The following is a 26755-nucleotide window of genomic DNA, read 5'->3' as shown; positions in this document are numbered from 1 at the left end:
GACAGAAAACCCGCACCGCTGACGGTCGGAATGATTCCAACTCGGCGGCGGTGCGGGGCTCCGGGAAGTTACTTTACGACGATCGCAAGGACGTCGCGGGCGGACAGAACGAGGTACTCGTTGCCGCCGGTCTTGACTTCGGTTCCGCCGTACTTGGAGTAGATGACGACGTCGCCAACAGCTACGTCAACCGGTACGCGGTTGCCGTTGTCATCGAAACGGCCGGGGCCGATTGCAACAACTTCGCCTTCCTGCGGCTTCTCCTGTGCGGAGTCCGGAATTACCAGGCCGGAAGCCGTGGTCTGCTCTGCTTCGAGCGGGCGAACAACAATACGATCCTCAAGAGGCTTAATCGAGACCGACACTCGGACTCTCCTTTTCATGAGCTGATTCATGGACTAAGAACTAGGGTGCCGGAGCGTACAACCGTCGTCGCGGTGCCGGAAGACGCTTGGCGTGATTAGCACCCTCCGGGGGAGAGTGCTAACAAGACTCTATGTAAGTGGTTAGCACTCGGTCAAGGTGAGTGCCAGCATTTCGTCATGGGTGAACGTCCATCAACGGCCGGTGAGGTCGTCCAGATCGTAGTCTTCGCCGTCATCGTCCTCATCAAGCGGTGCATTGCCGCGGTTCAGGTACAGCAGCACGGCAGAAGCAACAGCGACGACGCCGGCAATCACCAGGGTGATAATGCCACCGGTCCGGGCGCCGCTGTAGAGCTCGCGGATGTCGCGTGCCTCGTCGGTGGCGTCGTTGACGCTTTTCCCGGCCACCGAATACGTGGCCGCATTAAACGAATCCAGCGCGAAGATAATGATCAGCAGGCCGATGCAAACCACCGCGATCACGGCCCCCGCGATGAGGGCGGGTCGGGCAAACTTTGTGATGGTGGAGGGTTGCGGGGCTGCGTTGTCGTCCATGAAAACAACCCTATCTGGCTGATTCGCAAGTCACGTTGTCAAGTGCCGCGCCGTTAGGCTTGATCCCATGCCGCACGCACCGCAGGAACAGATCGCACCCTTGCTGACCACCGAAGGATGGGAACTTCTTGCCTCCTTGGGGCCTTACCGGGAGTCCGAGGCATTCAGCGTCAACGCCGATCTCCGGAAGGCAGGCCACTCCCCTGAACTCGTGGCGGCGGTCCTGACCCAATCACGGTTGAGGACCCGTGCGGAAGCCAAGTTTGGCGAGTTCGCGCGCCAGATGCTGTTCACCCAGGCCGGCTTGGAACAGGCCACCCGGTTGAACGTCGCTGCCCGGCACGCCGAACGTTTCGCCAAGGCCGGCATCACCCACGTGGCAGACCTTGGATGCGGGCTCGGTGCCGACTCGATGGCGATGGCCTCCATGGACATTGCAGTCACGGCCGTGGAAATGGATGAAACCACAGCTGCGTGCGCCACCATCAACCTCATGCCTTTCCCACACGCCACCGTGGTGCACTCCGATGCCACGTCCGTGGAACTGGACGGGATCGACGGCGTGTGGCTGGATCCAGCCCGGCGCACCACCTCCACATCGGGGACAAAGCGGATCTGGGACCCGGAGGCGTTCTCCCCGCCGCTGTCGTTCGTGGAGCGCCTGGCGGCCACCGGCCGCGCCATCGGCGTCAAAATGGGTCCGGGCATCCCCCACGACTCCGTGCCATCGGGCTGCGAAGCCCAGTGGGTCTCGGTGGGCGGCGACGTCACCGAAGTCACCTTGTGGTTCAACGCAGTGGCCCGCCCAGGCGTGCGTCGGGCCGCCCTGGTCATTGGCAGCCAGGGCGCAGCCGAAATCACCAGCGGCGAGGATTTCGACGGCGGTCCGGTAGCCGCCGTCGGGCCCGTTGAAGGCTTCTTGTACGAGCCCGATGGTGCGGTGATCCGCGCAGGCCTGGTGGCCGACGTCGCTGAGCGGCTCGGCGGGCACCTGGTGGATGAGCACATCGCCTACATCTGCGCACCCGAACTGCATGACACTCCATTTGCCCGCGCCTACAAGGTGCTCGAAGTGATGCCCTACAACGTCAAGGCCCTCAAAGCCTGGGTGAAAAACAATGGCATCACCGTGCTGGACATCAAGAAGCGCGGCACGGCAGTGACCCCGGAGGAGCTACGGAAGCAGTTGCTCCCCGCCAAGCCATCCAAGGGCAAGGACGCGAAAACAGCCACCCTGGTCCTCACCAGGATCGGCGAGGAGAGAGTGGCTGTTGTGGTGGAGCCGGTCTCGGTCTAGCCCGGGTCAGCGGCGCGAGAACTCCGAAGCTTCGCGGACCTGGGCAGCACTGGGGCGCACGCCTGTGTACAACACGAACTGTTCTTCTGCCTGGATGGCGATGACCTCGGCCCCGGTGATCACCTTCTTGCCGGCGTTCCGGGCCGCAGTGATGAGCGGAGTCTCCGAGGGCAGCGCAACGACGTCGAACACTGCCTGGGCAGCGGCAATCGCAGCGTCGTCGAAGGACTGTGCGGTCTCACCTTCACCTGCCATTCCGAGCGGTGTGACGTTGATGATGAGGTCCGCAGTTGAACCATTGACGTCGTCCTGCCACCCAAATCCGTACAGGTCCGCAAGGGCACGGCCAGTGGTTTCGTTGCGGGCAACGATGGTGACGGCGGTGAATCCCGCGTCACGGAGGGCTGCGGCCATGGCTTTGGCCATGCCGCCGGCACCGCGTAGCAGAACAGTGTGGCTCTGGGGAACCTGGTGGTCCTTCAAAAGCCTTGCGATAGCGATGTAGTCCGTGTTGTAGGCCGTGAGCACGCCGTCATTGTTCACGATGGTGTTCACCGAATCAATGGCCTTGGCCGATGGGTCCATCACGTCAACCAGGGGGATGACGGCCTCCTTGTAGGGCATGGACACCGCGGCGCCCCGAATCGGGAGGCCGCGGATGCCAGCCACTGCGAGCGTGATGTCCGCCGGGGCGAACGCCTTGTAGACAAAGTTCAAGCCGAGCAGATCGTACAAATAGTTGTGGAACCGGGTACCGATGTTGCTCGGCCGGGCCGCGAGCGAAATGCACAGGGACATGTCTTTGTTCAGGATTGGCATTCCCCCATTAAACAACGCCCATTAACCCTGCCGCTTAGCCTTGCCGCGCCTTCATCCGCGGGTTGTTCTTGTTGATCACGAATGTGCGTCCACGACGCCGGACGATCTGTGCCCCGGGAATCTTCTTGAGGGCTCGCAGCGAGTTCCTGACCTTCATGGTGTTTCTCCTTCTATTGGGGTGGGTTGGCGTGTTGGGTTGGCATGGGCTTAGAGGGCGTCGCTGAGCTCCAGGGGGTCGTCCCAGACCTCGAAGCCCAGTTCCATCTCCGCCTCGGTGAGTTGGCAGCCGTCCAGGAGCCCGCGGATCTCCCCCGCGTCGATGTCCTCGCAGCGCCCGGTGATGGCCAGGACCGTGCCGCGGTCGCCATGATGCGGATGCCAGTCCAGGAAAGCGTCGACGTCGGCGCCCGGCTTTCCGGCGTGGGCCTGTCCAGGTGCGGCAGCAGCCGAGTCGGCCAGCCACCTCCCCGTACTTTCGAGCCAGACCCTCGGCCCGATTCCCTGGACCGCGATGCGGGTGGCGGGAGCAGACGCAATCCACAGGCGGCCACGCATCCAATGGGTGCCTACGGCCAGTTGGGGCAGCGCATCACGGAAGCGCCCCGGATGCAACGGACGGCCTGCTTTGTGGAGCACCGTCCGGAAGGAACCTGACGTTTCGCTAACGGGAACACGTACGACGCCGGGCCGGTTACGGGCCGCTGCTTCGGCGTCGTCGAAGCATCCCGGCCGGAAGTCCCCTGCGGAACCAACCACGTTTGCATGGGGGGCCAACTGGCCAAGAAGTTCCAGTCCCAGCAGCCATGCCGCCGACCCCTCGCGCGGTTCCCCGGTCAATACTGCGCCCAAGCCGGGTCGAACCATCACGGTGTCCACCTGCCCAAACTCCCCGATCAGGAATTCGCCGCTGGTGCGCTCATCCTGTGGCATGGAGGTGAACCCGGATTCGAACAGGGTGTGACGGTCCCAGATGTGGTCGTCCAGGTCCACGGGGTCCAAGGCGAGCACGGCGTTGTCTATGACGGCGGGCCGGCTGAGGCCGCGGCGAAGCTCTGCTACGGCCATTCCGGCCGCGACTCCGGGTGGCAAGCCGAGGACCACGTGGTCGAAACCGCACGCGGCGAGGCGTTCCGCCGTCGGGACTACATCCAACCTGACCGTGCAACTGAGGCAGCCATGTTCCAGGACTGTGGTTTCGCGTTCAAACAACTGGCCGCCACGGTAGACCCGCCGCAGGACCAACGAGCCATCCAGGAGGTCATGGAGGACCACGACGGAATTGGCGTGGGTCCGGCCGAGCCGTTCAGTGGTGGCCTCACGGCATTGGCTGTCCAGGGAACTGACGACTGTGAGGTGCATGCGTCGATTCTAATGAGAATCATTATTATTAGCAAATGACGGCTCCTTTGCCCCACCAATCTGCCGATATCACCGGTGTTCCGGCTGCATTAGACTTGATCCGACCGCTGGCGGCCCCGCAGCGGGGAACCGCGCCCGGGTGGGAGAACACAATGAGGGGACTACGTGCAGATTGATTTTGCGCCATCCAGGCAATCGACACTGGGTGTGGAATGGGAGTTGGCGCTCGTCAATGCACGCACCGGGGAACTGGTATCCGTCGCGAACGATGTCCTCAAAGGCGTTTCCGCCAACCACCCCGACCTCAACGAGGACGACGAACACCCCCACATCAAGCGCGAGCTGCTCCTCAACACCGTTGAACTCGTCACGGGGATCTGCGAAACGGTCAAGGACGCCAAGGAAGACCTCAGCCGCTCCCTCGCCGCTGTCCGCGAAGTCACTGACCCCATGGGTGTTGAAGTGTTTTGCGCTGGAAGCCACCCCTTCAGCCCGCCCTTGCTCCAGCCCGTGACGGACAAAGAGCGCTACGCCAAACTGATTGAGCGGACCCAATGGTGGGGCCGCCAAATGGTGATCTACGGCGTTCACGTGCACGTGGGCATCGACCGCCGCGACAAAGTGCTCCCCATTCTGGACGGCCTGGTCAACTACTTCCCCCATTTCCAGGCGTTGTCCGCCTCCAGCCCCTACTGGGCCGGGGAAGAAACCGGCTACGCGTCCCAGCGAGCCCTCATGTTCCAGCAGCTACCCACTGCAGGGCTGCCCTTCCAGTTCGACACGTGGGAGGCATACGAGTCCTACGTCCAGGACATGTTCACCACTGGCGTCATCGACTCCACGTCCGAAATCCGCTGGGACATCCGGCCCGTTTCCAACCTGGGCACCATTGAGATGCGCATCTGCGATGGCCTTGCCACGCTTGAAGAAGTGGGTGCCATTGCTGCGCTGACCCAGTGCCTGGTGGACGAGTTCTCCTCCATCCTGGACGCCGGCGGCACCATCCCCACCATGCCTCCGTGGCATGTGCAGGAGAACAAGTGGCGTGCCGCACGGTACGGCCTGGAAGCCATCATCATCCTCGACGCCGAGGGCAACGAGCAGCTTGTCACGGAGCACCTTGCGGAAACCGTCGAGCGGCTGGGTCCGGTGGCAGCAAAGCTCGGCTGCTCCGAAGAACTGGCCGACGTCTTGAAGATCGTCGAACGCGGAGCCAGCTACCAGCGCCAGCGGCGGGTTGCCGCTGAGCACAACGGAGACCTGCAGGCAGTGGTCATGGACCTCGTCCAGCAAATGCGCAAGGGTCCCGACGCCTAAGTCGCCGGTTGGGTGCCTTCCCGGGCAGGAAAAGCCTGGGCGGGCACCGACACTGTAGTCACCGGCATCGAGGAATCGGGCGCGAAAGAGACACCGCTCGGGCCGATGCCTGCCATGATCAGCTGGGCACCGAGGGCCGCCACCATGGCCCCGTTGTCCGTACAGAGGTCCAGCGGCGGCACATGCAGCGTGATTCCAGCTGAAGTACAGCGCTGCCCGGTCAGTTCCCGGAGCCGCGAGTTGGCTGCCACTCCCCCGCCAAGGAGGACGTCGGTGATGCCGTTTTCCTTGCAGGCCAGGACGGCCTTTGAACTGATGACGTCAACCACGGCTTCCTGGAAAGCCGCTGCGATGTCGGCCACCGGCACTTCCTCGCCACGGGCCTCGAACTGTTCCACGCACCGGGCCACAGCTGTCTTCAAGCCGCTGAACGACCAGTCGTAGCGGTGCGGGCCCTTGTCCTCGGCGGTCCCCATGTACTTGGGCTGGGTAAGGCCGCGCGGGAACCGGATGGATTTGGGATTGCCCTGACGCGCCAGTTTGTCGATGGCGGGCCCACCCGGGTAACCGAGGCCAAGGATGCGGGCAACTTTGTCATAGGCCTCACCGGCGGCATCGTCGATGGTTGAGCCAAGCAGCTCAACGTCGTCAGTGATGCTCCTGATGCGCAGGATTTCGGTATGCCCACCTGATACCAGCAGTGCTCCGAGGTTCCCGGGCAGCTTTCCGGCTCCCAGGCCGGCGGCAGCACCGGCGTCGTGCTGTCCGTCAGTCCTGCGACGCCCGTCCAGCAGCCCCACACCGACATGCGCCACCAAGTGATTAATCGCGTACAACGGTTTGCCCGTAGCCACGGCCAACGCCTTTGCAGCACAAACACCCACCATCAGGGCTCCGGCCAGGCCCGGACCGGAAGTGACGGCAATGGCGTCGATGTCGTCCAAGGTCACTCCCGCTTCGTGGAGCGATTCCTGGAGTGTCGGAACGAAAGCGTCCAGGTGCGCACGCGACGCGATCTCAGGGATGACACCGCCGAATCGCACGTGCTCGTCCATGGATGAGGACACCGTGTTGGTGAGCAGGGTGGTACCCCGCACGATGCCGACGCCGGTCTCGTCGCAGGAAGACTCGATACCGAGCACCAATGGCTGTCGGGGCTGTTCCGGATAAGGCCCGCTCACGCTGTGGCTCCTTCGTGGGGTTTGTTCAATTCAAGCCGCATGATCAGGGCGTCAGTGCCGTCGCGGTAGTAGCGGGGACGGACGTGGATCTGCTCGAACCCGAAGCGCAAGTACAGTTGCTGCGCGCGGGGATTGTCCGCGCGGACTTCCAACAGCACGTCCGCCGCACGGCGGCGCCGCGCTTCATCGATCAATTCGGTCAGGACAGCGGAGCCGATTCCCCTGCCTTCGAATTCAGGCACGACGGCGATCGTCTGGACGTCCGCGATCGGCTCGATGCACATCAACCCGGCGTAGGCCACGATCTCCCCCGCAACCTCGGCCACCACATAGCGACGGGTCCCGGGCTGGGCCAATTCGTCGAAGAACATCTGCAGTGGCCAGGCGTCCACGGGGAACAGCCGACGCTCCAAGGCCTCCACCGCCGGGATGTCGGCCTCCGTCATGTCCCGCAGGGATACCCCGGCGAGCTCAAGCTTGGGTGAGAGTTTCACAGGTTCCGTCCCATCACAGAGCACGCTTCCGGGGCCCGGGAACCTGGGCATCCGATTCCCGCAAGTACAGGGGTGTGGAGTCGAGCAACGCCTGCCCGGCCGTGAGCTTGGCCAAGGCGAACTGGCCCAGCGACGCTGCATCGGGCTGGGTCCGGGCGAAGTCGCCATCCGCCCTGAGGACGTCGGCGTACAAGCCTGCGCCGGCGCCGAATACCGGCAGGTCCGGAAGTCCGGAGGCGAAGCCCACATGCGGGCCGTCCACGAGCACGGGAAGTTGGCTGTCGGCCAGTGTGTATCGCGCCCAGTAAACCTCTTTGCGCCGGGCATCTGTGGCCACCAGGAACTCAGGCGCGGCCGAGGTGGACCCGGCCACCTCAAGGGCGATCGCGTCCAGGCTCATCAGGCCGTACAGCGGCTTGTTCCACACGAAGGCCAACGTTCGCGCCGTTGCAATGCCGGAACGCAGGCCCGTGAAGGGGCCCGGCCCTACCCCCGTGACGATCGCATCAATGTCCGCGCCCGTGACGCCTGCTCCTGCCAGGAGCTTTTCGATGCCGGGGGCCAGGACTTCAGCGTGGCTGCGGGTGTCCTCTGTAGCGAAGGAATCCACCACGCTTTCCATGGCATCGTCCGAGATCAAGGCGGCGCTTGCCACCGCGGAGGTGTCTATGGCCAGGATCAGCATCAGTTGCCTTCCTCTGGTGACATGGTTTCAAGAAGTCGCGGAGCCTCGGCCCAGCGGGGACCATACCCCCGGACAACAAGGGTGCGGGGTTCGTCGTCGTCATCGATATCGAAGTCCAGGACATCGTCCTCTGGCGATGGCATGCCAACTGCCCGGTACAGGTCAATCTCAAGGCGGCTTTCCGAGAGATGCTCCACGCGGTCCCGGCCCCATTCCACAACGGTGACTGAAGTGTCCATCGTGTTCTCCAGATCGATGTCGTCGATCTCTGCCGCCGATTCCAGCCGGTACGCATCCACATGAACCAGGTCCGGGCCGCCGGGCCGCGGACCATCGGCAAGATTGGGGTGGATACGGACCAACACAAAGGTGGGTGAAATGATGCCGGCACGGACTCCCAGACCCTCGCCGAGCCCCTGGGTGAACGTCGTCTTGCCCGCACCCAGCTCCCCGGTCAGGACCAGGAGGTCCCCGGCTTCAAGCACCTCACCCAAAGCGGCTGCGAGCGCGTGGGTCTGTTCCGCCGTCGTGACCTTCAGCGTGCGCTCCCATTGGGGATCGCTCACAGCGCCGCCGCTTCCGGTGCCTGGCGTGCAGCCGTGTGGGCTTCCGGCTGGCCGGGCATCTCGTTGATATAGCTGCGTGGTACGCGGGGACTGATCCGGGTGACGATTTCGTAGTTGTTGGTTCCCGCGGCTGCCGCCCAATCGTCTGCGGTGGGGCCGCCGTCGGCACCGTTGCCGAGCATGACGGCTTCAGCGCCCTTGAAGGCAGCCGCCGCTTCAGTCGTCAGTGGTCCGAGGTCGATGACCATTTGGTCCATCGCGATCCGGCCCACCACCGGGTAATTGACGCCGTTAACGCGGACCGGCCCGCCAGTTGCGATACGGGGAACGCCGTCGGCATATCCCAGTGGAACCAGGCCGAGTGTGCTCTCCTCACTGGTGCGGTAGTTCAGACCGTAGGAGACGCCCTGCCCCTGCGGCACCTTCTTGCAGTTGGACAGAAGTGTTCGGACAGTCATTGCCGGATGCAGGCCAAGCTCGGCGGACGTGGCGCCTTCGAATGGTGAGAGGCCGTAGATGCCGAGTCCGACGCGGACAAGGTCGAAGTGTGAGTCCGGGCGGGACAAGGCGGCGGGCGTGTTGGCAATGTGGCGGACTTCCGTGTCCACGCCGGCGTCCTCAGCCATGGCGATTGCCTCGCGGAAGATTGCGAGCTGCTCATCGGTTTCCGGGCGGTGGGGTTCATCGGCAACAGCGAGGTGCGAGAAAATACCAACCACCCGCAACAGGCCCTGGTCCTGGTATTCCATAGCCTGGCCCAACAGCTGGTCCAGGTCCGCAATGGTGCAACCGTTACGGCCCAGGCCTGTATCCACCTTCAGGTGGACCCGCGCGGGCCGTTCCTGTTCGCGGGCTGCCGCGACCACGGCATCCAGCTCCCAGCCTGAAATTCCGACGTCGATTCCGGCGGCCACCGCCGCTTGGAAGTTGCTTTCACGGGTGTGCAACCAAGCAAGCAAGGGGGCATCCACGCCGGCTGCGCGCAAGGCAAGTGCCTCCGAAATGTGCGCGACGCCGAGCCAGGCGGCTCCGGCGTCGAGGGCTGCCCGGGCCACCTGGACGGCTCCGTGGCCATAGGCGTCCGCCTTCACCACCGCCATGACCGCGGCGGGCGATGCGATGGCGACGAACTGTCGAACATTGTGCCGCACGGCTTCAAGGTCAATCACGGCGGAGCGTTCCAGCACCGCCGACTTTGCTATGGAGGCTTTCGACCCGATACCGATTTCTGCAGCTGCTTCGTAAGTCACCCTAGAGATTCTAGTAGTGCCGGTGAATTCGGGTTAACTGCGGCGCCGGCGCTCCGCTACTGTGCATCCGACAAATGCGCGATCGTTGCCCGGGCGCGTCGTTGGGCCTCCGCAGGGATGTCCTTCACGATCGGTTCCAGGAACGCGAAGCGCCGCAGCCACTGGCTGGACTGGCGTTCCTTTCTCGCGTTCGCCCGTTGCCACCAGTCGGCGATGTCGCCCCACCCGGGCGCAGCCAGGGAGCCACCCACTTCCTGGACTGCAAGCGAGGCGCACAGGTTGGCGAACCGGAGCCGGTCCCCCAGCCTCCATCCCGCCAGGCTCCCCACAATGAACGCTGCCCCGAAGCAGTCGCCCGCACCAGTGGGGTCGTAGGCGGATACAGGCAGGGAAGGCACCCATTCTTCCTCGCCGGTCTCGGAGTCCACGGCCACGGCCCCCTGTGGCCCGAGCGTCACGACGGCTACGGGAACGCGGTCAGCCAAGGAATAGAGTGCAGCCCAGGGGTCCGCCTTACCAGTGAAGGCCATGGCTTCGGGCGCGTTGGGCAGGAAAGCGTGGAAGTTCTCCAGCAAGTCAAGCCGGCGCTCGGACCACTCCCCGGTGGGGTCCCACCCCACCACGCCGAACAGTTTGGTACCGGACTCCTTAGCTGCCAGCATCCACGGCTCCAACTCCTCGCCCAGGTCAGCGACGGCGGCGAGCGCCTTGGGCGGCTGCCCTATCAGCTCGGAGGAACTGATAGGAGCGGGATGACCGTGGGTGACCATGGATCTGTCCTGGTTGACGCACATGGAAACAGTGACCGGCGAGTGCCAGCCCGGAACCGTCCGCGACAACGAGAGATCAACGTGCTCCTGGGTTTCGAGGATCTGCCAGTTGTAGTCCCCGTAGCCATCGTCTCCGAAGGTCGCGGCGAGGTTGGTCCGCAGGCCCAACCGGGCAGCAGCGATGGCTTGGTTGGCCACGCCGCCAGGGCAACTTCCCATGCCCTCGCTCCAGACCTCCGTGCCGGGTTCGGGCGCGTGAGGGAGTCCCGTGAAGATGATGTCCTGGAAAACTGTTCCCGTCAGGAGAAGATCGCAGTGGTTGTCCCCATCAGGGCGCACGGCAGCAAGGGGGTCAAAACGTCGCTGGGGCATAGCGTCCATGCACCGCAGACTACGCTGCACCTGCAGGGCTGCATAGACTTGCGGCGCTGCATAGACTCGGACCATGCGGCTCATGATCGCCGGTGGCGGCGGCTTCCGGGTTCCCCTTGTCTACCGGGCTTTAGGCGCGGGTCCCTTCGCCGGGCTGGTGGACGAACTGGTGCTCTACGACGTGGACGCCTCGCGGCTCTCAGCCATCGAAGCAGTTGTCCGGGACATGCCCGCCACTGATGGTTCCGCTCCCGCCATCGTGGTCTCCACTGACCTTGGGGCGGCCCTCACCGGGACAGACATGGTTTTTGCCGCCATGCGCCCAGGCGGCACTGCCGGGAGGATCGCCGACGAACGCGTGGCACTTGAGCTCGGCCTGCTGGGCCAGGAAACCACGGGCGCCGGCGGGATCGCCTATGCGCTACGAACCATTCCCCGCATGCTTGAACTCGCCGAGGCGATGCGGCGTCACTGCCCCGATGCGTGGCTCATCAATTTCACCAATCCCGCCGGCATGGTGACGGAGGCGCTGGTACCTGTTTTGGGCCGCAAGGTCATCGGCATCTGCGATTCGGCCGGAGGCCTGGTCCAGCGGGCGGCCCGGGCTGTTGGCGCGCCGTTGAAAGAAGGAACTCTCGACGGCGTGGGCTACTTCGGGCTGAACCACCTCGGTTGGCTCTACCGTTTGGCACCGGGCGGCCGGGATCTGTTGCCGGGACTGTTGTCTGACCATGCGGCGCTGGAGTCCATGGAGGAGGGCAGGTTATTTGGGCAGCACACCCTGCTGCAGCTGGGCTGCCTGCCCAACGAATACCTTTACTACTACTACCAAACGGCGCACGCAACGGCTGCCATCCGCCGGCAACCTCAAACCCGTGGGGCGTCAATTCACCAGCAGCAGAGTTCCCTCTACCCGGCATTGGTCCATGCCGCCCACCCGTTTGAGCTGTGGGACGCCGCCCGACGGTCCCGCGAAGAAGGCTACTTGGCCGAGGCACGGACGCATGGAGAGCAACGGGACGAGGAAGACCTGGCCGGAGGCGGTTACGAACGCGTGGCGTTGTCCGTCATGCGTGCACTCTCAGGCGGCGGGGCTGCCCAGCTGATCTTGAATGTGCCCAACGCTCCGGTGTCGACTGCAGGCGGCAGGGCCCCGACGGAAGTGGCCGTACCCGGACTGCCGGGGGACGCCGTCGTCGAGGTTCCGTGCGAAGTGACTCCCGACGGCGCGTTGCCGCTTGCGCAGGAACGGCCGGGCGGGCAGTTCCTCACCCTGATGCAGCACGTCAAGGAGGTGGAGCGGCTGACGATCCGCGCAGTCGCTTCCGGCGAGCGCAACGCCGCCATTGGCGCATTCGCGGCGCACCCGCTGATTGGCTCGGCGGAGTTGGGTGACCAGCTCCTTGCAGGCTATGAGGCGGCTTTTCCGGAACTGGCGCAGTTGTGGGGCCCTACAGCTTCCGGTACATGACGTGCAGGCCGACGTAACCAATCTCCGGGTGGTCAAATGCCTCAGGCACGGTGGCGAGGATCCGGAAGCCCATGGACTGCCATAACCACACCGCGCGGACGTTGCTCTCCACCACCGCGTTGTACTGCATCGCGTAGAACCCGGCGGCTTTGGCCTCGCTGAGGGAGTAGGCGCACAAAGCCCGGGCGATTCCCTGGCCCGAGTTGTTGGCCCCTACCATGTACCCGGCGTTGGCTACGTGGCTCCCTCCACCTGCTTGGTTGGCGTGGAACTCCCCCGTGCCCAGTACCTCGCCCGTGTCCTTGTGGACAGCCACGAATGTCTGACCCGGAGCATCTTTGATCCATTTGCTGCGGGCGACTTCCTCAGTGGTGTCGCGGTCCCAGGTGAAGGTTTCGCCGTCGCGGATTACCGGTTCAAGGATGGACCAGATACCGGGCCAGTCCATACGGGTTGCTGTGCGGATGTCGAAAGTCTGTTCTTGGCTCACAGCGGCCACGCTAGCAGCCTTGGACACTGCGGGGTTGTCCCCAAATGCAGTTGGAGGGCAGGAGTAGTGTTTTCTGCAGGGCAAACATGGTTTTGCTGTTTGCTGTGAATGTCAGGAGGAATGCGGTGCCGTTGATCCGTCGGGTGGCGTTCCTGTCGTTGCATACCTCCCCCATGGAGCAGCCCGGGGCCGGGGATGCCGGCGGGATGAATGTCTACGTTCGGGCATTGGCGATGGCGCTGGCGGAGTCCGGTGTGGAGGTGGAGATCTTCACCCGTTCCACCAAGGCGGGCCAACCCGCCGTCGAGCATCCCGGGCCCGGCGTCTGCGTCCACAACGTCATGGCCGGACCGCGCCGGAAACTGCCCAAGGAAGAACTGCCGGCGCTCCTGCATCAGATGGTGGAGGAAATCGACAGGATCCGCGGCAGCCAGCTGCACGGCCGCTACGATGCCATCCATTCGCACTACTGGGTTTCCGGGGTGGCCGGGCTTGAGTTGTCCGAGCTGTGGGGTGTTCCACTGGTGCACACCATGCACACCATGGCCAAGGTCAAGAACCTCGTCCTCGAATCCGGGGAGCGTCCTGAGCCGCGCCGCCGCGAAGAAGGCGAACAACGGATCGTCGATGGTGCTGCCCGGCTGGTGGCCAACACTCCCGCCGAAGCTGAAGAACTGGTTTCGCACTACGGTGCCGACCTTGACAGGATCGATGTCGCGCCGCCCGGGGTGGACCTCAAAGTATTCACGCCGTCCTTCCGGCGGAAATCGCGTTCCTTGCGGGATGTCAGGCCGGACAGTTTCCATATCCTCTTCGCCGGTCGCATCCAACGACTCAAGGGCCCCCAGGTGTTCGTCAAGGCGGCCGGTATCCTGCGCAAGCGCCGGCCGGACATCGATCTTGAGATGACCATCCTGGGATCACTCAGCGGGGCCAAGGACTTCAACCTCCAGCACATCATCGAAGACGCCGGGCTTGCCGACGTCGTCACGCACCGCCCGCCGGTGGTGGCTCCTGAACTGGCCAGTTGGTTCCGTTCGGCAGACGTCGTGGTGATGCCCTCGTTCAGCGAATCCTTCGGTTTGGTCGCCTTGGAAGCACAGGCGTGCGGCACACCCGTGGTGGCTACAAATGTAGGCGGCCTGTCCCGCGCCATCTCGGACGGAAGGACCGGAATGCTGGTGGACGGTCACGACCCCTCCGACTGGGCAGACGCCCTCGAAGACCTGTATGACGATGCCCAGACGCGGGAAGACATGGGCCGGCTGGCCGCCACCCACGCCGAGTCCTTCGGATGGCAACGGACGGCAGCCATCACTTTGGAGAGCTACCGCGAAGCTGTAGGAGGCTTGCTGGTCCCGCGGCGCTGAGTCTTCGCCCGGATCCCGCTCCTGGGCTGGTAGATTGTCGCGCACAGCGTATGAAAGCCTGCAGCACCATCCACGCTGCAGGGACACTCAGCCGAAGGACAACGATGTCTGAAAAGGTCATGACTGATCTTGAAATTGCCCACAACGCCACCATGCTGCCCATCGAGGACATCGCCGAACGCTCGGGCATCAACGTGGATGCCCTGGAGCTGTACGGGCCATACAAGGCCAAAATCAATCCGGCCAAACTGGTCCTCCCGGCCGGGAAACCGAACGGCAAGGTGGTGCTCGTATCGGCCATGTCGCCCACTCCTGCCGGTGAAGGCAAATCCACCACCACAGTGGGACTTGCGGACTCCCTGGCCCGTGCAGGACACAAGGTGATGATCGCTCTGCGCGAGCCCTCCCTGGGTCCCATCCTGGGAATGAAGGGCGGCGCCACGGGTGGCGGCTACTCCCAGGTGTTGCCCATGGACGACATCAACCTGCATTTCACCGGCGACTTCCACGCCATCACATCTGCGAACAACGCGCTCATGGCGCTGGTGGACAACCACATCTTCCAAGGAAACGAACTTGGAATCGATCCTCGCCGCATGACCTTCAAACGCGTGCTGGACATGAACGACCGCTCACTGCGCGAAGTCGTCATCGGGCTCGGTGGGCCCATGCAGGGAGTACCCCGGCAGGACGGCTTCGACATCACGGTCGCTTCCGAGATCATGGCAGTCTTCTGTCTCGCCACGGACCTCTACGACCTTCGGGCACGTCTTGGACGGATCACTTTCGGGTACACCTATGACCGTGTGCCGGTCACTGTGGCTGACCTTGGTGTCGAGGGTGCCCTGACCATGCTCTTGAAGGACGCCATCAAACCCAACCTCGTCCAGACCATCGCCGGAACGCCGGCGTTGGTGCATGGTGGACCGTTCGCCAATATTGCCCACGGCTGCAATTCCTTGATCGCCACCACCACCGCAATGCAACTGGCCGACATCGTGGTCACCGAGGCCGGGTTCGGAGCCGACCTCGGTGCCGAAAAGTATATGGACATCAAGGCGCGCATCGCCGAGGTGACGCCATCCGCCGTCGTGGTCGTAGCAACCATCCGTGCCCTCAAGATGCAGGGCGGGGTTCCCAAGGACCAACTCAGCCAACCCAACGTCGAGGCCGTGGCCGCGGGGGTGGAGAACCTGAAGAGGCACGTCGGGAACGTCGCCAAGTTCGGCATCACCCCTGTTGTCGCCATCAATAAGTTCGGCACCGACACCCCCGAGGAACTTCAGTGGCTCCTGGCTTGGTGCGCCGCGGAAGGCGTGGAGGCCGCCGTCGCTGATGTTTGGGGCCACGGAGGTGGGGGCGACGGCGGTGACGAGTTGGCCTCCAAGGTCGCAGCGGCCCTGGACTCACCGTCCACCTTCCATCACCTCTACCCCCTGGAACTCAGCATCGAGGACAAGATCCGAACGATTGTGCAGGAGATCTACGGTGCCGAGGGCGTCGAATTCTCGGTTCCGGCCTTGAAACGCCTCGCCGAGATCGACAAGAACGGGTGGTCCAGTCTCCCCGTCTGCATGGCCAAGACACAGTATTCGTTTACGGACGATGCCTCCAGGCTCGGCGCACCCAAGGGATTCAGGGTCCATGTCCGCGAACTGATCCCCAAGACCGGGGCAGGGTTCATTGTCGCGTTGACCGGGGCCGTCATGACGATGCCAGGCCTGCCAAAGGAACCGGCGGCGATGCGCATGGACGTGGACGCTGAAGGACAGCCCACCGGACTCTTCTGACGCTCTCTCACCTTTCAAGCCATTCCACCCGTTCCTCTCTCACTCTCTTGAAGAAAGTGAGAGAGGATGCGCCGACAGGCGAGAGGACGTGAGGGAGCGTCGGGAAACGACAAACGCCCCCGTATCGGATACGGGGGCGTTTGATGTAACAGGGGTTTAGCGCTCGATGTCACCGCGGATGAAGGCCTCAACCTTGTCGCGGGCGAGGTCGTCGTTGAACTGCTCCGGCGGCGACTTCATGAAGTAGCTGGAAGCGGAGAGCAGCGGGCCGCCGATACCGCGGTCCAGGCCGATCTTGGCGGCGCGGATGGCGTCGATGATGACGCCGGCGGAGTTCGGGGAGTCCCACACCTCGAGCTTGTACTCAAGTGACACCGGGGCGTCACCGAAGTTGCGGCCTTCAAGGCGGACGAAAGCCCACTTACGGTCATCGAGCCAGGCAACGTAGTCCGACGGGCCGATGTGGACGTCGTCGGCGTGCAGTTCAGCCTCGACGTTGGAGGTGACGGCCTGGGTCTTGGAGATCTTCTTGGACTCAAGCCGGTCGCGCTCAAGCATGTTCTTGAAGTCCATGTTGCCGCCAACATTAAGCTGGTACGTGCGGTCAAGCGTGACACCGCGGTCTTCGAACAGCTTGGCCATGACACGGTGCGTGATGGTGGCACCGATCTGGCTCTTGATGTCGTCGCCCACGATCGGGACACCGGCTTCGGTGAACTTGTCAGCCCATTCCTTGGTACCGGCAATGAAGACAGGCAGGGCGTTGACGAAAGCCACGCCGGCATCAATGGCGCACTGCGCGTAGAACTTGGCAGCCTTGTCCGAACCGACAGGCAGGTAGCAGACCATGACATCGGCCTTGGCTTCGCGGAGCGCTGCGACGATGTCGACAGCTTCTTCCGGTGCCTCAACGATGGTCTCGCGGTAGTACTTGCCAAGGCCATCCAGCGTGTGGCCACGCTGGACTGTAACGCCCGTTGCGGGAACGTCGGCGATCTTGATGGTGTTGTTTTCGCTGGCGCCGATGGCATCTGCCAGGTCCAGGCCAACCTTCTTGCCGTCAACGTCGAAGGCAGCAACGAACTGTACGTCGTTGACGTGGTACTGGCCGAACTCCACGTGCATCAGACCCGGGATCGTGGCCTTGGGGTCAGCGTCGCGATAGTACTGAACACCTTGGACCAGCGATGCGGCGCAGTTACCTACACCGACAATGGCAACACGAATCGGATGTGAAGACACGGAACTCCTTTTGAGAAAATAACCTCATGCGCCAGGCGCAGCCCTGACTGAGTCCAGGGCACGACTGATTGGCACGGCGCCATTCGGCGCACTCTTGCATTGTAACCAACACAGCAGGGGCCTGCTTTGTTCCCGGCAGGCCCCTGCTGTTTTATCCCGTAACTCCGGAGGCTACTTCTGCGCCCACCGGTTGATGTCAGATTCCACTGCGAACTCGTCAATGGCAGTGAGCTCATCGGTTGTAAACGCCAGGTTGTTGATCGCGCTGAGGGTGTCCTCCAGCTGGGCCACGCTGGACGCACCGACCAGTGCGGACGTCACCGGCGAGCCCTTCGGTTGGTCGCGCAGGATCCAGGCAATGGCCATCTGGGCCAGGGTCTGGCCCCGGCCCTCCGCGATCGCGTTCAGTCCCCGCACACGGTCCAGCTTGTCCTCGGTCAGCTGGGATTCCGACAGGAACCGCTCCTTGGCAGCACGGGAGTCCGCCGGCACCCCGTTGAGGTAGCGGTTGGTGAGCATGCCTTGGGCGAGCGGGGAGAAGGCGATCGAACCGGCGCCCACCTGGTCCAGTGCCTCGTACAGGTTGGGCGAGCCGTCCTCGGTCCACCGGTTCAGCATCGAGTAACTGGGTTGGTGGATGAGCAGTGGGGTGCCGAGTTCTTTCAGGATCCGGGCAGCCTCCAGTGTCTGTTCCGGCGTGTAGGAGGAGATGCCGGCATACAGGGCCTTGCCGGAGCGGACGGCGTAGTCCAGCGCGCCCATGGTCTCTTCAAGCGGCGTCTCCGGGTCCGGGCGGTGGCTGTAGAAAATGTCCACATAGTCCAGGCCCATGCGCTCCAAGGACTGGTCGAGGCTGGAGATCAGGTTCTTCCGGGATCCCCACTCGCCGTACGGGCCGGGCCACATGTAGTAGCCGGCTTTTGTGGAGATCACCAGTTCGTCACGGTACGGCTTGAAGTCGTCCTTCAGGTGGCGGCCGAAGTTCGTTTCGGCTGATCCGTCCGGCGGGCCGTAGTTGTTGGCGAGATCGAAGTGGGTAACGCCCAGGTCAAACGCCCGGCGCAGGATGGCACGCTGTTCATCGAACCGCTTGTCATCGCCAAAGTTGTGCCAGAGGCCCAGCGAGATGGCCGGCAGCTTGAGTCCGCTGCGTCCGACGCGGCGGTAGGGCATGGTTTCGTAGCGGTTTTCCGCAGCCGAATAAGTCATACGTACCATCCTGCCACTGCACAAACCGGGGCGACGGCGCTGTCCGCCATGTGGGCGCCGTCACCCTCGGCGTGGGTCGGGTTTAGTGGAGACGAACGACGGCGGCGCTGGCCCCGGGAAGCGTCAGAGTTCCTTCGTCCAGGGCTGCTTCACGGTCAGTGGCCAGCAGGATGGAGCCGCTCAGGGGTGTTCCGAGTGCTTCGTCGCCAAAGTTGCACACCACACGGACGGTGCCGCGGGACATCTGCAGCCATTGTTCGTCGTCGTCATACTCCACCACCGTGCTGCCGAAGCCGCCCTCCACCAACTCCGGAGTGTTCCGGCGCAGCTGTGCTAAATCCTTGTACAGCTGAAGCAGGCGCGCATGGTCCCCTTCGCTGGCTTCTTCCCACGTGAGTTTGGACCGCAGGAAGGTTTGCGGGTCCTGGGGATCAGGAACAACCGCAGGATCCCATCCCATGCGTTCGAATTCCTTGATCCTTCCCTCGGCCGTAGCTTTGCCGAGCTCGGGCTCCGGGTGGGAGGTGAAGAACTGCCACGGCGTGGACGCACCGAACTCCTCACCCATGAACAGCATGGGCGTGAAGGGGGATGTCATAGTCAGCACGGCGCCAACTGCCAACTTCCCGTAGCCCAGCGAGGCGGTGAGTCGATCTCCGATGGCGCGGTTGCCGATTTGGTCGTGGTTCTGAAGGCAGACCACCAGCGCCGACGGGTGGGCCAGATCCCGCCGAATGGGCCTGCCGTGGTGCCGGCCGCGGAAGCTGGAGTAGCTTCCGTCGTGGAGGAATCCGTGTTCCAGAACCTTCGCCAGGACGGCCAACGAATCGAAGTCCGCGTAGTAGCCGGTGGTTTCCCCGCTGAGGTTGACGTGCACGGCGTGGTGGAAGTCGTCACTCCACTGGCCTTCGAGTCCGTAGCCGTTGTCCTTGCGGGGATAGATAAGCCGCGGATTGTTCAGATCCGACTCCGCGATCAGGGTCTTGGGAATTCCTGTCTCGGCCTCGATCTGATCGCCCAAGGCTCCAAAGTCTTCCAGGATGTGCACTGCCCGTTCGTCGCGCAGGGCATGGACGGCATCGAGGCGGAGTCCGTCCACGTGGTAGTCCCGGAGCCACATCGCCGCGTTTTCCAGGATGTAGCGCCGAACGTCGTCCGAGCCCGGGCCATCCAGGTTTACGGAGTCCCCCCAGGTATTCCCTTCCCCCGATTTCAGGTACGGCCCGAACTTGGGAAGATAGTTTCCACTTGGCCCAAGGTGGTTGTAAACGACATCCTGGATGACACCCAAGCCGGCAGCATGGGCAGCATCGACAAACCGCTGGTAGGCCGCCGGTCCACCGTAGGGCTCGTGGACTGCATACCAAAGGACGCCGTCGTAGCCCCAGTTGTGCACACCGTTGAAACCGTTGACCGGCAGCAACTCGATGAAATCCACGCCAAGGTCCACCAGGTAGTCCAGTTTCTCCGCGGCAGCATCCAAGGTCCCCTCCGGGGTGAACGTACCGAGGTGGAGCTCGTAGATGACCGAACCCTGGAGGGTCCGCCCTTGCCAACCGGAGTCCTGCCATTCATGGGCGGAGGGATCAAAGGTGACGGACAACCCGTGCACACCCTCAGGCTGCCTCCGCGAACGCGGATCCGGGAACGGTCCCTCGCCGTCCACGACGTACCCGTACGGCACATTGTCACCTGACTGGGCCACCGCATCAGCCGGCGCCCGCCACCACCCAGTGGCGGCGCCGTCGTGATGATGTTCCATGGCGTACTCATGCCCGCCGGCAAGCAGCCGGACCGAATCAGCATTCGGCGCCCAGACGTCGTAACGGTTCTTTCCAGCGGCGTGCTCCAGCATCATGCTCCCCTGTACATATTCAAGCGTGCGTTGCAGTGACGGTGAGGGTGGTTCGAAATCAGTCGGTGGGCACCAAAAGGGCCACCGGGTACTGCCCCAGGAGAGTGGCCACCGGGACGGCACCGGCACTGTACGTAGCTCCGGTGAGTTCGTCCCGGACGTTCGTTGCCAGTTCGATGGCCGTACCGCGCCAGCCGCCATCGGCTGCCAGGCGTTTGGGCAGGCGAGTGCCAACGGCCACAGCACCCGGGGCATCCGATCCCCGGTCGAAGGCAACCACGTGGGCCGCCGCTTCGCCATGAACATCCACGGCGCGGTAGCCCCCAAACAATTCGGGGCGGTCGCGGCGTAGCCTCAAGGCCCGGGAGACAACAAGGAGCTTGGCGGCTTCCTCGGTGTAAGCGGGCTTCGCCCCCTTGTCCACATCTGCCAATGCTGCGATGCGGGCCTGGAAATCCACGGGGCGCCGGTTGTCAGGATCGGTCAGCGAACCATCCCTGAATTCAGTGCCTTGGTAAACATCCGGGACACCGGGCATGGTCAGCTGAATGAGCTTGGCGGACAGCGAGTTGGAGGTGCCGTACGGTTCGAGCTCAGCTACGAAGTTCGCGATGGCTGCGGCAACTTCCGGCGCATCAAACGCGGCGTCGACGGCGGCAGCCAGGTGGCGTTCGAACTCCTGGTTGGGGTCGGTCCAGTTGGTGGAATTGCCGGCCTCACGGGCCGCTTTCAACGCGTACGACTGGAGCCGGCTACGATCAGCCGGCCACGCGCCAACGATCGACTGCCACACGAGTGCAGCCAAGGGTCCATCCGGGATAGGGGCCAGCTCCTGGACCGTCCCGAGGAACAATTCCCATTCCGGGACAGCCTCGGAAATGACGGAGATCCGTGCCCGGGCGTCCTCGCTGCGCTTGGTATCGTGCGTGCTCAAGGTAGTCATGGACAGCGGCAGTTCAGCTTGGCGACGCGCCATGCGTTCGTGGAAGTCCTGGGTGGACAAAGCAAACTCGGTGGGGTCTGCACCCACCTCGGTGAGTGTCCCCAGCCGTGTGTAGCGGAAGAACGCCGTGTCCTCCACGCCCTTGGCCATCACCATACCGGACGTCTGCTGGAAACGCCGGGCGAGCTCGCCCTCAGTGTCCAAGAGGTACGGCGTCAGGTCTTCCAGCACCGCCTTCAGGTCTTCGCGGCTCTCCGCCGCACGGTTGATGGACTCCAGAAGGATCTCCTGCCCATACGGGAGATACGTTCGGTAGATGGGGAAGCAGCAGATGACTTCCGCGATGGCGTCAGCTGCCATCTCCGGAGACAATTGGGCGGCCTCCGGCACAAGACGCGCGAGCCGAAGGATTTCCGAGCGCAGGATGCCGTCCGCAATACGGCGCTTGGTCCCATGGATCATGGCTTCGTAGTCCGCCGGAGCCTCCGCATCCCGCAATCTGGCATCCAAGGAGTCGAGGTATTCCTCCGCAGCCGGGTCCACAAACAGGCGGTCCACGTCAGCGAGTGCGTCATAGCCGGTGGTGCCTTCACAGTCGAAGGTATCCGGCAGCGCCTCCCCCGGTTCCAGGATCTTCTCGACAAGAAGGTAGGCCCCACCCGTTGCCTCGCGGAGCCTGGTGAGGTAACCCTCAGGATCCGCCAGGCCGTCCGGGTGGTCGATCCTGAGGCCGTCCACCAGCCCCTCACGGAACCAGCGGACGATCTCTTCATGGGACTCGTCAAAGACCCAGGGGATCTCCACGCGTACGCCGGCCAAGGTGTTCACTGCGAAGAACCGGCGGTAGTTCAGTTCCGCATCGGCCCGGCGCCAACCCACCAACTCGTAGTGCTGCCGCGCATGGACATCCCGTGGGCTCTCCCCGTCGCTGTAAGTGCCCTCGGCCAGCGGGAGCCGGTGATCATAATAGTGCAGCTCACCGTCCACGATTGTGAGCTGGTCAAGGTCGTCGTCGCTGCCCAGGATGGGGATGCGGATTTTCCCGCCCCCGAAGTCCCAGTCGACGTCAAAGGCCTCGGCGTACTTGGACGCGCGCCCCTCCTTCAACAAGTCCCACCACCAGGCGTTCTGCCCGGGAGAGGCAACGCCCATGTGGTTGGGCACTATGTCGGCAAGAATGCCCAGACCCTGCTCACGGGCGGCCTGGGACAGGGCAGCGAGCCCCTCCGGACCGCCGCGTGCGGGATCCACGGTGGAGGGATCGGTGACGTCGTAGCCATGGTCCGAGCCCTCCTCCGCCGTAAGGATCGGCGAGACATAGACCCAGTCAGCTCCAAGGGACCGAAGGTAGCCAGTGACCTCGGCAGCGTCCTGGAGCGTGAAGCTTGGCCGGATCTGGAGCCGGTACGTCGAGACGGGAGTCCTCATGAGTCCGCTTTCTTCGTTGTTCCGGACTCCTCGTCGGCAGGGGCGTCTCCCTTGTAGTCGAAGGGCAGCGACGTCACAGCAGGAGCCGTGATGGACGCCGTTTCCGGAGTGCTCGTCTGGGTCAGCGCAGCCAGCGACGCTGCCACAGAGTGGTCGGGCTCCACTTCGGGTGTGCTGTGCGCACGCAGCACTACCAGGGACTTGGCGCCGACCATGAGGATCTGGTCCGGCTTGACGACACCTGCCTCGGCTCCTTCTCCGGCGGTGTCGATCATGACATCCCATGCGGGTGCGTACTCGTCCGAAGGAATCCGGAAGCCTACCTCGTCCTGATCCGCGTTGAAGTAGAGGAGGAAGTTGACGTCGGTAATGCGCCGGCCCTGGTTATCCCGGCCGTGGATACCGTCGCCGTTGAGGAACACGCCCACCGAACGGCCCAACGCCTCATCCCAGTCGGAAGGACTCATGGTGCTCGCGTCAGCGTCCAACCAAACGATGTCCGGGAGGCGTTCCCCTTCACCACGCAACACCGGACGTCCGTCAAAGAACCGGCTGCGGCGCAAGCTGGGGTGCTTGGCACGCAGGGCGCACACGGCAGCGGTGAACTCGATGAGCGGCTGGTCCACGTTCTCCCAGTTGATCCACGTCAGTTCAGAGTCCTGGCAGTAGCCGTTGTTGTTGCCGCGCTGTGTCCTGCCGAGCTCGTCGCCGTGGAGCAGCATGGGGACGCCTTGCGAGAGGAAAAGCGTGGCGATGAAGTTGCGCTGTTGGCGCGCCCTCAGGCCCAGGACTGTGGGGTCCTCGGTGGGTCCTTCGGTGCCGCAGTTCCAAGAGCGGTTGTGGGATTCGCCGTCGTTGTTGTCTTCGCCGTTGGCCTCATTATGTTTCTCGTTGTAGGAAACGAGGTCAGCCAGGGTGAAGCCATCATGGGCAGTGACGAAGTTGATCGATGCCACCGGTCGGCGGCCCGAGTGCTCATAAAGATCTGCGGAGCCGGTCAACCGTGACGCGAATTCACCCAAGGTGGACGGTTCCCCGCGCCAGAAGTCGCGGACAGTATCGCGGTACTGGCCGTTCCATTCAGTCCACTGCGGCGGGAAGTTCCCCACCTGGTAGCCGCCGGGACCAACGTCCCACGGCTCGGCTATGAGCTTCACCTGGGAAACCACCGGATCCTGCTGGATGAGTTCGAAGAAGGTGGAGAGTTTGTCGACGTCGTAGAACTCGCGGGCCAGCGTGGAAGCGAGGTCAAAGCGGAAACCATCCACGTGCATCTCGGTCACCCAGTAGCGCAGGGAGTCCATGAGCAGTTGAAGGGAGTGCGGGCTCCGGACATTCAGCGAGTTTCCCGTGCCGGTGTAGTCCATGTAGTACTTCTGGTCGTCTTCCACCAGGCGGTAGTACGCAGAGTTGTCGATGCCCTTGAAGGACAACGTGGGTCCCAGGTGGTTGCCCTCTGCCGTGTGGTTGTACACCACGTCCAGGATGACTTCGATGCCCGCGGTGTGCAGCGCGCGCACCATGGCCTTGAAGTCCTGGACCTGCTGGCCGGTATCGCCCTTGGAGCTGTAACTGTTGTGGGGCGCAAAGAAACCAATGGTGTTGTAACCCCAGTAGTTATTCAGGCCCTTGTCCTGCAGGATGCCGTCGTTGACGAATTGGTGGACCGGCATCAGCTCAATGGCAGTAATGCCAAGCTTCTGCAGGTGGGAAATCACCGCAGGATGCGCGACTCCGGCATATGTGCCGCGCTGCTCCTCGGGAACCTCAGGATGCATCTGGGTCAGTCCCTTGACGTGGGCCTCGTAGATAACCGATTTGTGGTACGGAATCCGCAGGAGCTTGTCGCCGTCCCAGTCGAAGAACGGGTTGATGACTACGCCCAGCATCATGTGCGGCGCTGAATCCTCATCATTCCGGGATTCAGGATCGCCCATGTTGTACGAGAACAGGGACGGGTCCCAGTCAATCTGCCGGTGGATGGCCTTGGCGTAAGGATCCAGCAGCAGCTTGTTGGGGTTGAAGCGCTGACCCGCATCGGGGTCGTAGGGGCCATGGACCCTGTAGCCGTACTTCTGCCCCGGCTGGGCTTGCGGGAGGTAGCAATGCCACACGTAACCATCCACCTCGGTGACGTCAACGCGGACTTCCCCGCCGTCGTCGTCGAAGAGGCACAGTTCCACTTTCTCGGCCTTCTCGCTAAACAGCGCAAAGTTGGTGCCGGTGCCGTCAAAGGTGGCACCCAGCGGATAAGCCGATCCAGGCCAGACTTCCATGCGTTCTCCTCTTGATGATGCGAACAACTGCTGCAAGCCTACTCATGACCCATGACACGGACAGTAACCTTACGGTCTTGTACGGTCGCATTCCGCGTTGAGCGAACCAATGACGCGCGGTACCGCGGCCATGATCGCCGACGCTGTAATGGGGCCGCCATCCAATTCTGCGGACGCTGCCGATCCTGCCCGGCCGTGGACGCTCGCGGCAACGGCAGCCAAGGCAGCCCAGCGGTCGGCAACGTCCAAGCCCAAGCGGGCGTACGCGCCGTCGTCGTCCGTGATCGATTCTGCACACTGCGCCAGCAAGGCGCCCACCACGCCGCCCAGAACATCGCCGCTGCCTGCAGTCGCCATCCACGCGGTGCCCTCGGACTGGCTGAAAACAACGCCCGACGGCGAGGCCACCAGGGTGGTTGCGCCCTTCAGGAGCACGGTTGCGCCGGTCTGTTCAGCGGCCTGCCGTACGAAGTGCAACGGCCGGGATTCGACGTCGTCCCGCGTCACGGCCACCTCGCCCGTGGAAGGAAGGGATGCCAGCAAGGTGGCGAGTTCGCCTGCATGTGGGGTCAGGATCCAGTGGGGCGGGCAGCGTTCCGGCAGAAGGCTCAGTGCGCCGGCATCTACCACCACAGGCAAATCAGCCGCGAAAGCCGCCGCAGCGGTGTCCTTGGCGCGTTCCAATTGTTCCTCGCCGTCAACACCGGAGCCCAGCAACCACGCTTGGACGCGGCCAGCCTCAGCGGATTCCCACAACGCTTCCGGGGTTTGGGCCAGCACTAGCTGCGCGACGGTTTGGGGGCCGAGGTACCGCACCATCCCCGCGCCAGCAAGGGCCGCTGCATGGACTCCCAGGACAGCGGCACCGGCGAAACGCACAGAACCTGCCACAACGCCAAGGACACCGCGGGAATACTTGTGGGCACGCCGGCCAGGCATGGGCAGCAGCGCGCCCAACTCCGAGGAAGTGAGGCGGCGCAACTCAGCGTCTTCGGGTGGCAGCGACTCCTCAATACCGATTCGTACGAGTTCGATACGTCCGCAACATCCTTCGCCCGGATCCGTCATCAGCCCGGCCTTGATGCCACCGAAAGTCACCGTGACGTCGGCGTCCAGCACCGGCCAGTGCACTTCTCCGGTGTTGGCATCGAGCCCGCTGGGGACATCGCACGCCACTACCAACCGCGGACGCAGTTCCTGCAGGGACGCAACCAGTTCCGCAGAGGCGCCGCGTAAGCCCCCACGGCCCCCTGTGCCCAGCAACGCATCAATGATCACGTCGTCGCCGGCGCATAGGACGGCGAGCTCTTCAGCGTTCCCGGGTTCCAAGCGCAGTGCCCGACCACCGGACGAAACAAAAGCAGCCAGCGCCTCAGGATGGACCTCGGCAGCGGCGAGTACCGCCGTCGCGCGCATTCCCCGGCCCGCAAGAAAGGCCGCGGCAAAGAGGCCATCCCCACCGTTATTGCCTTTGCCCACAAGGACCGTGACGCCGGCACCGGTGAGCCTGCGCCGGCGCTTGACCTCGCGAACCACGGCTTGGGCAAGGCCATAAGCAGCCCGTTGCATAAGAACAGCGCCCTCACCGGAGTCCAGGAGCGGTTGTTCCGCATCCCTGATCTGTTGTCCGGTGAAGGCGCTGATCATTGCT

23 protein-coding genes are annotated in these 26755 nt (G+C 63.6%); 5 read left to right on the top strand and 18 right to left on the bottom strand.

Annotation, left to right across the window (positions count from 1 at the left end; all coding sequences use genetic code 11):
• Positions 1-68: 68 nt before the first annotated feature.
• Positions 69-365, bottom strand: a complete 297-nt coding sequence (gene groES / locus ACSSVG_RS17185; RefSeq protein WP_011775524.1) for a co-chaperone GroES — start codon at positions 363-365, stop codon at positions 69-71.
• Positions 366-557: 192 nt separating this feature from the next.
• The gene (locus ACSSVG_RS17180) at positions 558-920 is read right to left on the bottom strand and encodes a hypothetical protein (protein WP_231339536.1); all 363 of its coding nucleotides are present in this window, start codon (positions 918-920) and stop codon (positions 558-560) included.
• Positions 921-987: 67 nt separating this feature from the next.
• On the opposite strand from ACSSVG_RS17180, the gene ACSSVG_RS17175 reads away from it, so the two are divergent.
• Positions 988-2217: a THUMP-like domain-containing protein gene (locus tag ACSSVG_RS17175; RefSeq protein ID WP_231339535.1), complete on the top strand. Its 1230-nt coding sequence runs from the start codon at positions 988-990 to the stop codon at positions 2215-2217.
• Positions 2218-2223: 6 nt separating this feature from the next.
• On the opposite strand, the gene ACSSVG_RS17170 is transcribed toward ACSSVG_RS17175, so the two are convergent.
• The 3 genes from ACSSVG_RS17170 to ACSSVG_RS17160 are packed head-to-tail and all read right to left on the bottom strand — an operon-like array spanning position 2224 to position 4395.
• Positions 2224-3036, bottom strand: a complete 813-nt coding sequence (locus ACSSVG_RS17170; protein WP_492415721.1) for a shikimate 5-dehydrogenase — start codon at positions 3034-3036, stop codon at positions 2224-2226.
• A 34-nt stretch (positions 3037-3070) separates the two neighbouring features.
• Positions 3071-3193 carry a type B 50S ribosomal protein L36 gene (gene ykgO, locus ACSSVG_RS17165; protein ID WP_011775528.1) on the bottom strand — a complete coding sequence of 41 codons (123 nt, stop codon included), beginning with the start codon at positions 3191-3193 and terminating at the stop codon, positions 3071-3073.
• Between the two features lie 50 nt (positions 3194-3243).
• A complete protein-coding gene (locus ACSSVG_RS17160) occupies positions 3244-4395 on the bottom strand; it encodes a GTP-binding protein (RefSeq protein WP_231339533.1) in 1152 nt (383 codons plus the stop codon).
• 165 nt (positions 4396-4560) lie between these two features.
• On the opposite strand from ACSSVG_RS17160, the gene ACSSVG_RS17155 reads away from it, so the two are divergent.
• Positions 4561-5712 (top strand): glutamate--cysteine ligase, encoded by a 1152-nt coding sequence (locus ACSSVG_RS17155; RefSeq protein WP_231339532.1) that lies wholly within the window; start codon positions 4561-4563, stop codon positions 5710-5712.
• Here the strand turns inward: ACSSVG_RS17155 and tsaD are convergent.
• Genes tsaD through ACSSVG_RS17125 form a run of 6 tightly spaced genes read right to left on the bottom strand, consistent with a single transcriptional unit; the run spans position 5709 to position 11039 of the window.
• A complete protein-coding gene (gene tsaD, locus ACSSVG_RS17150) occupies positions 5709-6893 on the bottom strand; it encodes a tRNA (adenosine(37)-N6)-threonylcarbamoyltransferase complex transferase subunit TsaD (RefSeq protein ID WP_231339531.1) in 1185 nt (394 codons plus the stop codon). The genes ACSSVG_RS17155 and tsaD overlap by 4 nt on opposite strands.
• Entirely contained in the window at positions 6890-7387 is a 498-nt protein-coding gene (gene rimI / locus ACSSVG_RS17145; RefSeq protein WP_231339530.1) for a ribosomal protein S18-alanine N-acetyltransferase, read from the bottom strand. The genes tsaD and rimI overlap by 4 nt, the downstream gene beginning before the upstream one ends.
• Positions 7388-7400: 13 nt before the next feature.
• Positions 7401-8072: a tRNA (adenosine(37)-N6)-threonylcarbamoyltransferase complex dimerization subunit type 1 TsaB gene (gene tsaB / locus ACSSVG_RS17140; RefSeq protein ID WP_253468663.1), complete on the bottom strand. Its 672-nt coding sequence runs from the start codon at positions 8070-8072 to the stop codon at positions 7401-7403.
• Positions 8072-8638 (bottom strand): tRNA (adenosine(37)-N6)-threonylcarbamoyltransferase complex ATPase subunit type 1 TsaE, encoded by a 567-nt coding sequence (tsaE, locus tag ACSSVG_RS17135; RefSeq protein ID WP_492415720.1) that lies wholly within the window; start codon positions 8636-8638, stop codon positions 8072-8074. The genes tsaB and tsaE overlap by 1 nt, the downstream gene beginning before the upstream one ends.
• Positions 8635-9888, bottom strand: coding sequence for an alanine racemase (alr, locus tag ACSSVG_RS17130; protein ID WP_231339527.1), 1254 nt, complete (start codon positions 9886-9888; stop codon positions 8635-8637). Before alr ends, tsaE begins: the two co-directional genes overlap by 4 nt.
• 56 nt (positions 9889-9944) lie before the next feature.
• Positions 9945-11039, bottom strand: a complete 1095-nt coding sequence (locus ACSSVG_RS17125) for a carbohydrate kinase family protein (protein WP_231339526.1) — start codon at positions 11037-11039, stop codon at positions 9945-9947.
• A gap of 64 nt (positions 11040-11103) precedes the next feature.
• Here ACSSVG_RS17125 and ACSSVG_RS17120 point away from each other — a divergent pair, with 64 nt between their 5' ends.
• Positions 11104-12501 (top strand): 6-phospho-beta-glucosidase, encoded by a 1398-nt coding sequence (locus ACSSVG_RS17120; protein ID WP_492415719.1) that lies wholly within the window; start codon positions 11104-11106, stop codon positions 12499-12501.
• Here the strand turns inward: ACSSVG_RS17120 and ACSSVG_RS17115 are convergent.
• Positions 12482-13000 carry a GNAT family N-acetyltransferase gene (locus ACSSVG_RS17115; RefSeq protein WP_492415718.1) on the bottom strand — a complete coding sequence of 173 codons (519 nt, stop codon included), beginning with the start codon at positions 12998-13000 and terminating at the stop codon, positions 12482-12484. The genes ACSSVG_RS17120 and ACSSVG_RS17115 overlap by 20 nt on opposite strands.
• A gap of 116 nt (positions 13001-13116) precedes the next feature.
• On the opposite strand from ACSSVG_RS17115, the gene mshA reads away from it, so the two are divergent.
• Positions 13117-14361 (top strand): D-inositol-3-phosphate glycosyltransferase, encoded by a 1245-nt coding sequence (mshA, locus tag ACSSVG_RS17110; protein ID WP_231339523.1) that lies wholly within the window; start codon positions 13117-13119, stop codon positions 14359-14361.
• Between the two features lie 104 nt (positions 14362-14465).
• Positions 14466-16151 (top strand): formate--tetrahydrofolate ligase, encoded by a 1686-nt coding sequence (locus tag ACSSVG_RS17105; RefSeq protein WP_492415717.1) that lies wholly within the window; start codon positions 14466-14468, stop codon positions 16149-16151.
• A 156-nt stretch (positions 16152-16307) separates the two neighbouring features.
• Here the strand turns inward: ACSSVG_RS17105 and ACSSVG_RS17100 are convergent, their stop codons facing one another.
• The 6 genes from ACSSVG_RS17100 to ACSSVG_RS17075 form a co-directional block, all read right to left on the bottom strand.
• The gene (locus ACSSVG_RS17100) at positions 16308-17393 is read right to left on the bottom strand and encodes an inositol-3-phosphate synthase (protein WP_492415716.1); all 1086 of its coding nucleotides are present in this window, start codon (positions 17391-17393) and stop codon (positions 16308-16310) included.
• Between the two features lie 171 nt (positions 17394-17564).
• Positions 17565-18602, bottom strand: coding sequence for an L-glyceraldehyde 3-phosphate reductase (mgrA, locus tag ACSSVG_RS17095; protein ID WP_492415715.1), 1038 nt, complete (start codon positions 18600-18602; stop codon positions 17565-17567).
• 82 nt (positions 18603-18684) lie between these two features.
• A complete protein-coding gene (gene treZ, locus ACSSVG_RS17090; protein ID WP_253469270.1) occupies positions 18685-20457 on the bottom strand; it encodes a malto-oligosyltrehalose trehalohydrolase in 1773 nt (590 codons plus the stop codon).
• 58 nt (positions 20458-20515) lie between these two features.
• A complete protein-coding gene (treY, locus tag ACSSVG_RS17085; protein ID WP_492415714.1) occupies positions 20516-22828 on the bottom strand; it encodes a malto-oligosyltrehalose synthase in 2313 nt (770 codons plus the stop codon).
• Complete coding sequence (gene glgX / locus ACSSVG_RS17080) at positions 22825-25104, bottom strand: glycogen debranching protein GlgX (protein WP_231339517.1); 2280 nt, start codon at positions 25102-25104, stop codon at positions 22825-22827. Before glgX ends, treY begins: the two co-directional genes overlap by 4 nt.
• Positions 25105-25173: 69 nt before the next feature.
• Entirely contained in the window at positions 25174-26751 is a 1578-nt protein-coding gene (locus ACSSVG_RS17075) for an NAD(P)H-hydrate epimerase (RefSeq protein WP_492415713.1), read from the bottom strand.
• Between the last annotated feature and the right edge of the window lie 4 nt (positions 26752-26755).

The organism is Paenarthrobacter sp. E2MeOHC11 (genome assembly GCF_058744955.1).
Note: the sequence above shows the minus strand (reverse complement) of the source record. Positions and strands in the feature narration are given on the sequence as shown.

Coding starts and splice junctions, on each gene's coding strand:
- ACSSVG_RS17180 (WP_231339536.1), bottom strand. CDS start 920: ATGGACGACAACGCAGCCCCGCAACCCTCCACCATCACAAAGTTTGCC.
- ACSSVG_RS17175 (WP_231339535.1), top strand. CDS start 988: ATGCCGCACGCACCGCAGGAACAGATCGCACCCTTGCTGACCACCGAA.
- ACSSVG_RS17170 (WP_492415721.1), bottom strand. CDS start 3,036: ATGCCAATCCTGAACAAAGACATGTCCCTGTGCATTTCGCTCGCGGCC.
- ykgO (WP_011775528.1), bottom strand. CDS start 3,193: ATGAAGGTCAGGAACTCGCTGCGAGCCCTCAAGAAGATTCCCGGGGCA.
- ACSSVG_RS17160 (WP_231339533.1), bottom strand. CDS start 4,395: ATGCACCTCACAGTCGTCAGTTCCCTGGACAGCCAATGCCGTGAGGCC.
- tsaB (WP_253468663.1), bottom strand. CDS start 8,072: ATGCTGATCCTGGCCATAGACACCTCCGCGGTGGCAAGCGCCGCCTTG.
- ACSSVG_RS17125 (WP_231339526.1), bottom strand. CDS start 11,039: ATGGACGCTATGCCCCAGCGACGTTTTGACCCCCTTGCTGCCGTGCGC.
- ACSSVG_RS17120 (WP_492415719.1), top strand. CDS start 11,104: ATGCGGCTCATGATCGCCGGTGGCGGCGGCTTCCGGGTTCCCCTTGTC.
- ACSSVG_RS17105 (WP_492415717.1), top strand. CDS start 14,466: ATGTCTGAAAAGGTCATGACTGATCTTGAAATTGCCCACAACGCCACC.
- mgrA (WP_492415715.1), bottom strand. CDS start 18,602: ATGACTTATTCGGCTGCGGAAAACCGCTACGAAACCATGCCCTACCGC.
- treZ (WP_253469270.1), bottom strand. CDS start 20,457: ATGCTGGAGCACGCCGCTGGAAAGAACCGTTACGACGTCTGGGCGCCG.
- treY (WP_492415714.1), bottom strand. CDS start 22,828: ATGAGGACTCCCGTCTCGACGTACCGGCTCCAGATCCGGCCAAGCTTC.
- glgX (WP_231339517.1), bottom strand. CDS start 25,104: ATGGAAGTCTGGCCTGGATCGGCTTATCCGCTGGGTGCCACCTTTGAC.
- ACSSVG_RS17075 (WP_492415713.1), bottom strand. CDS start 26,751: ATGATCAGCGCCTTCACCGGACAACAGATCAGGGATGCGGAACAACCG.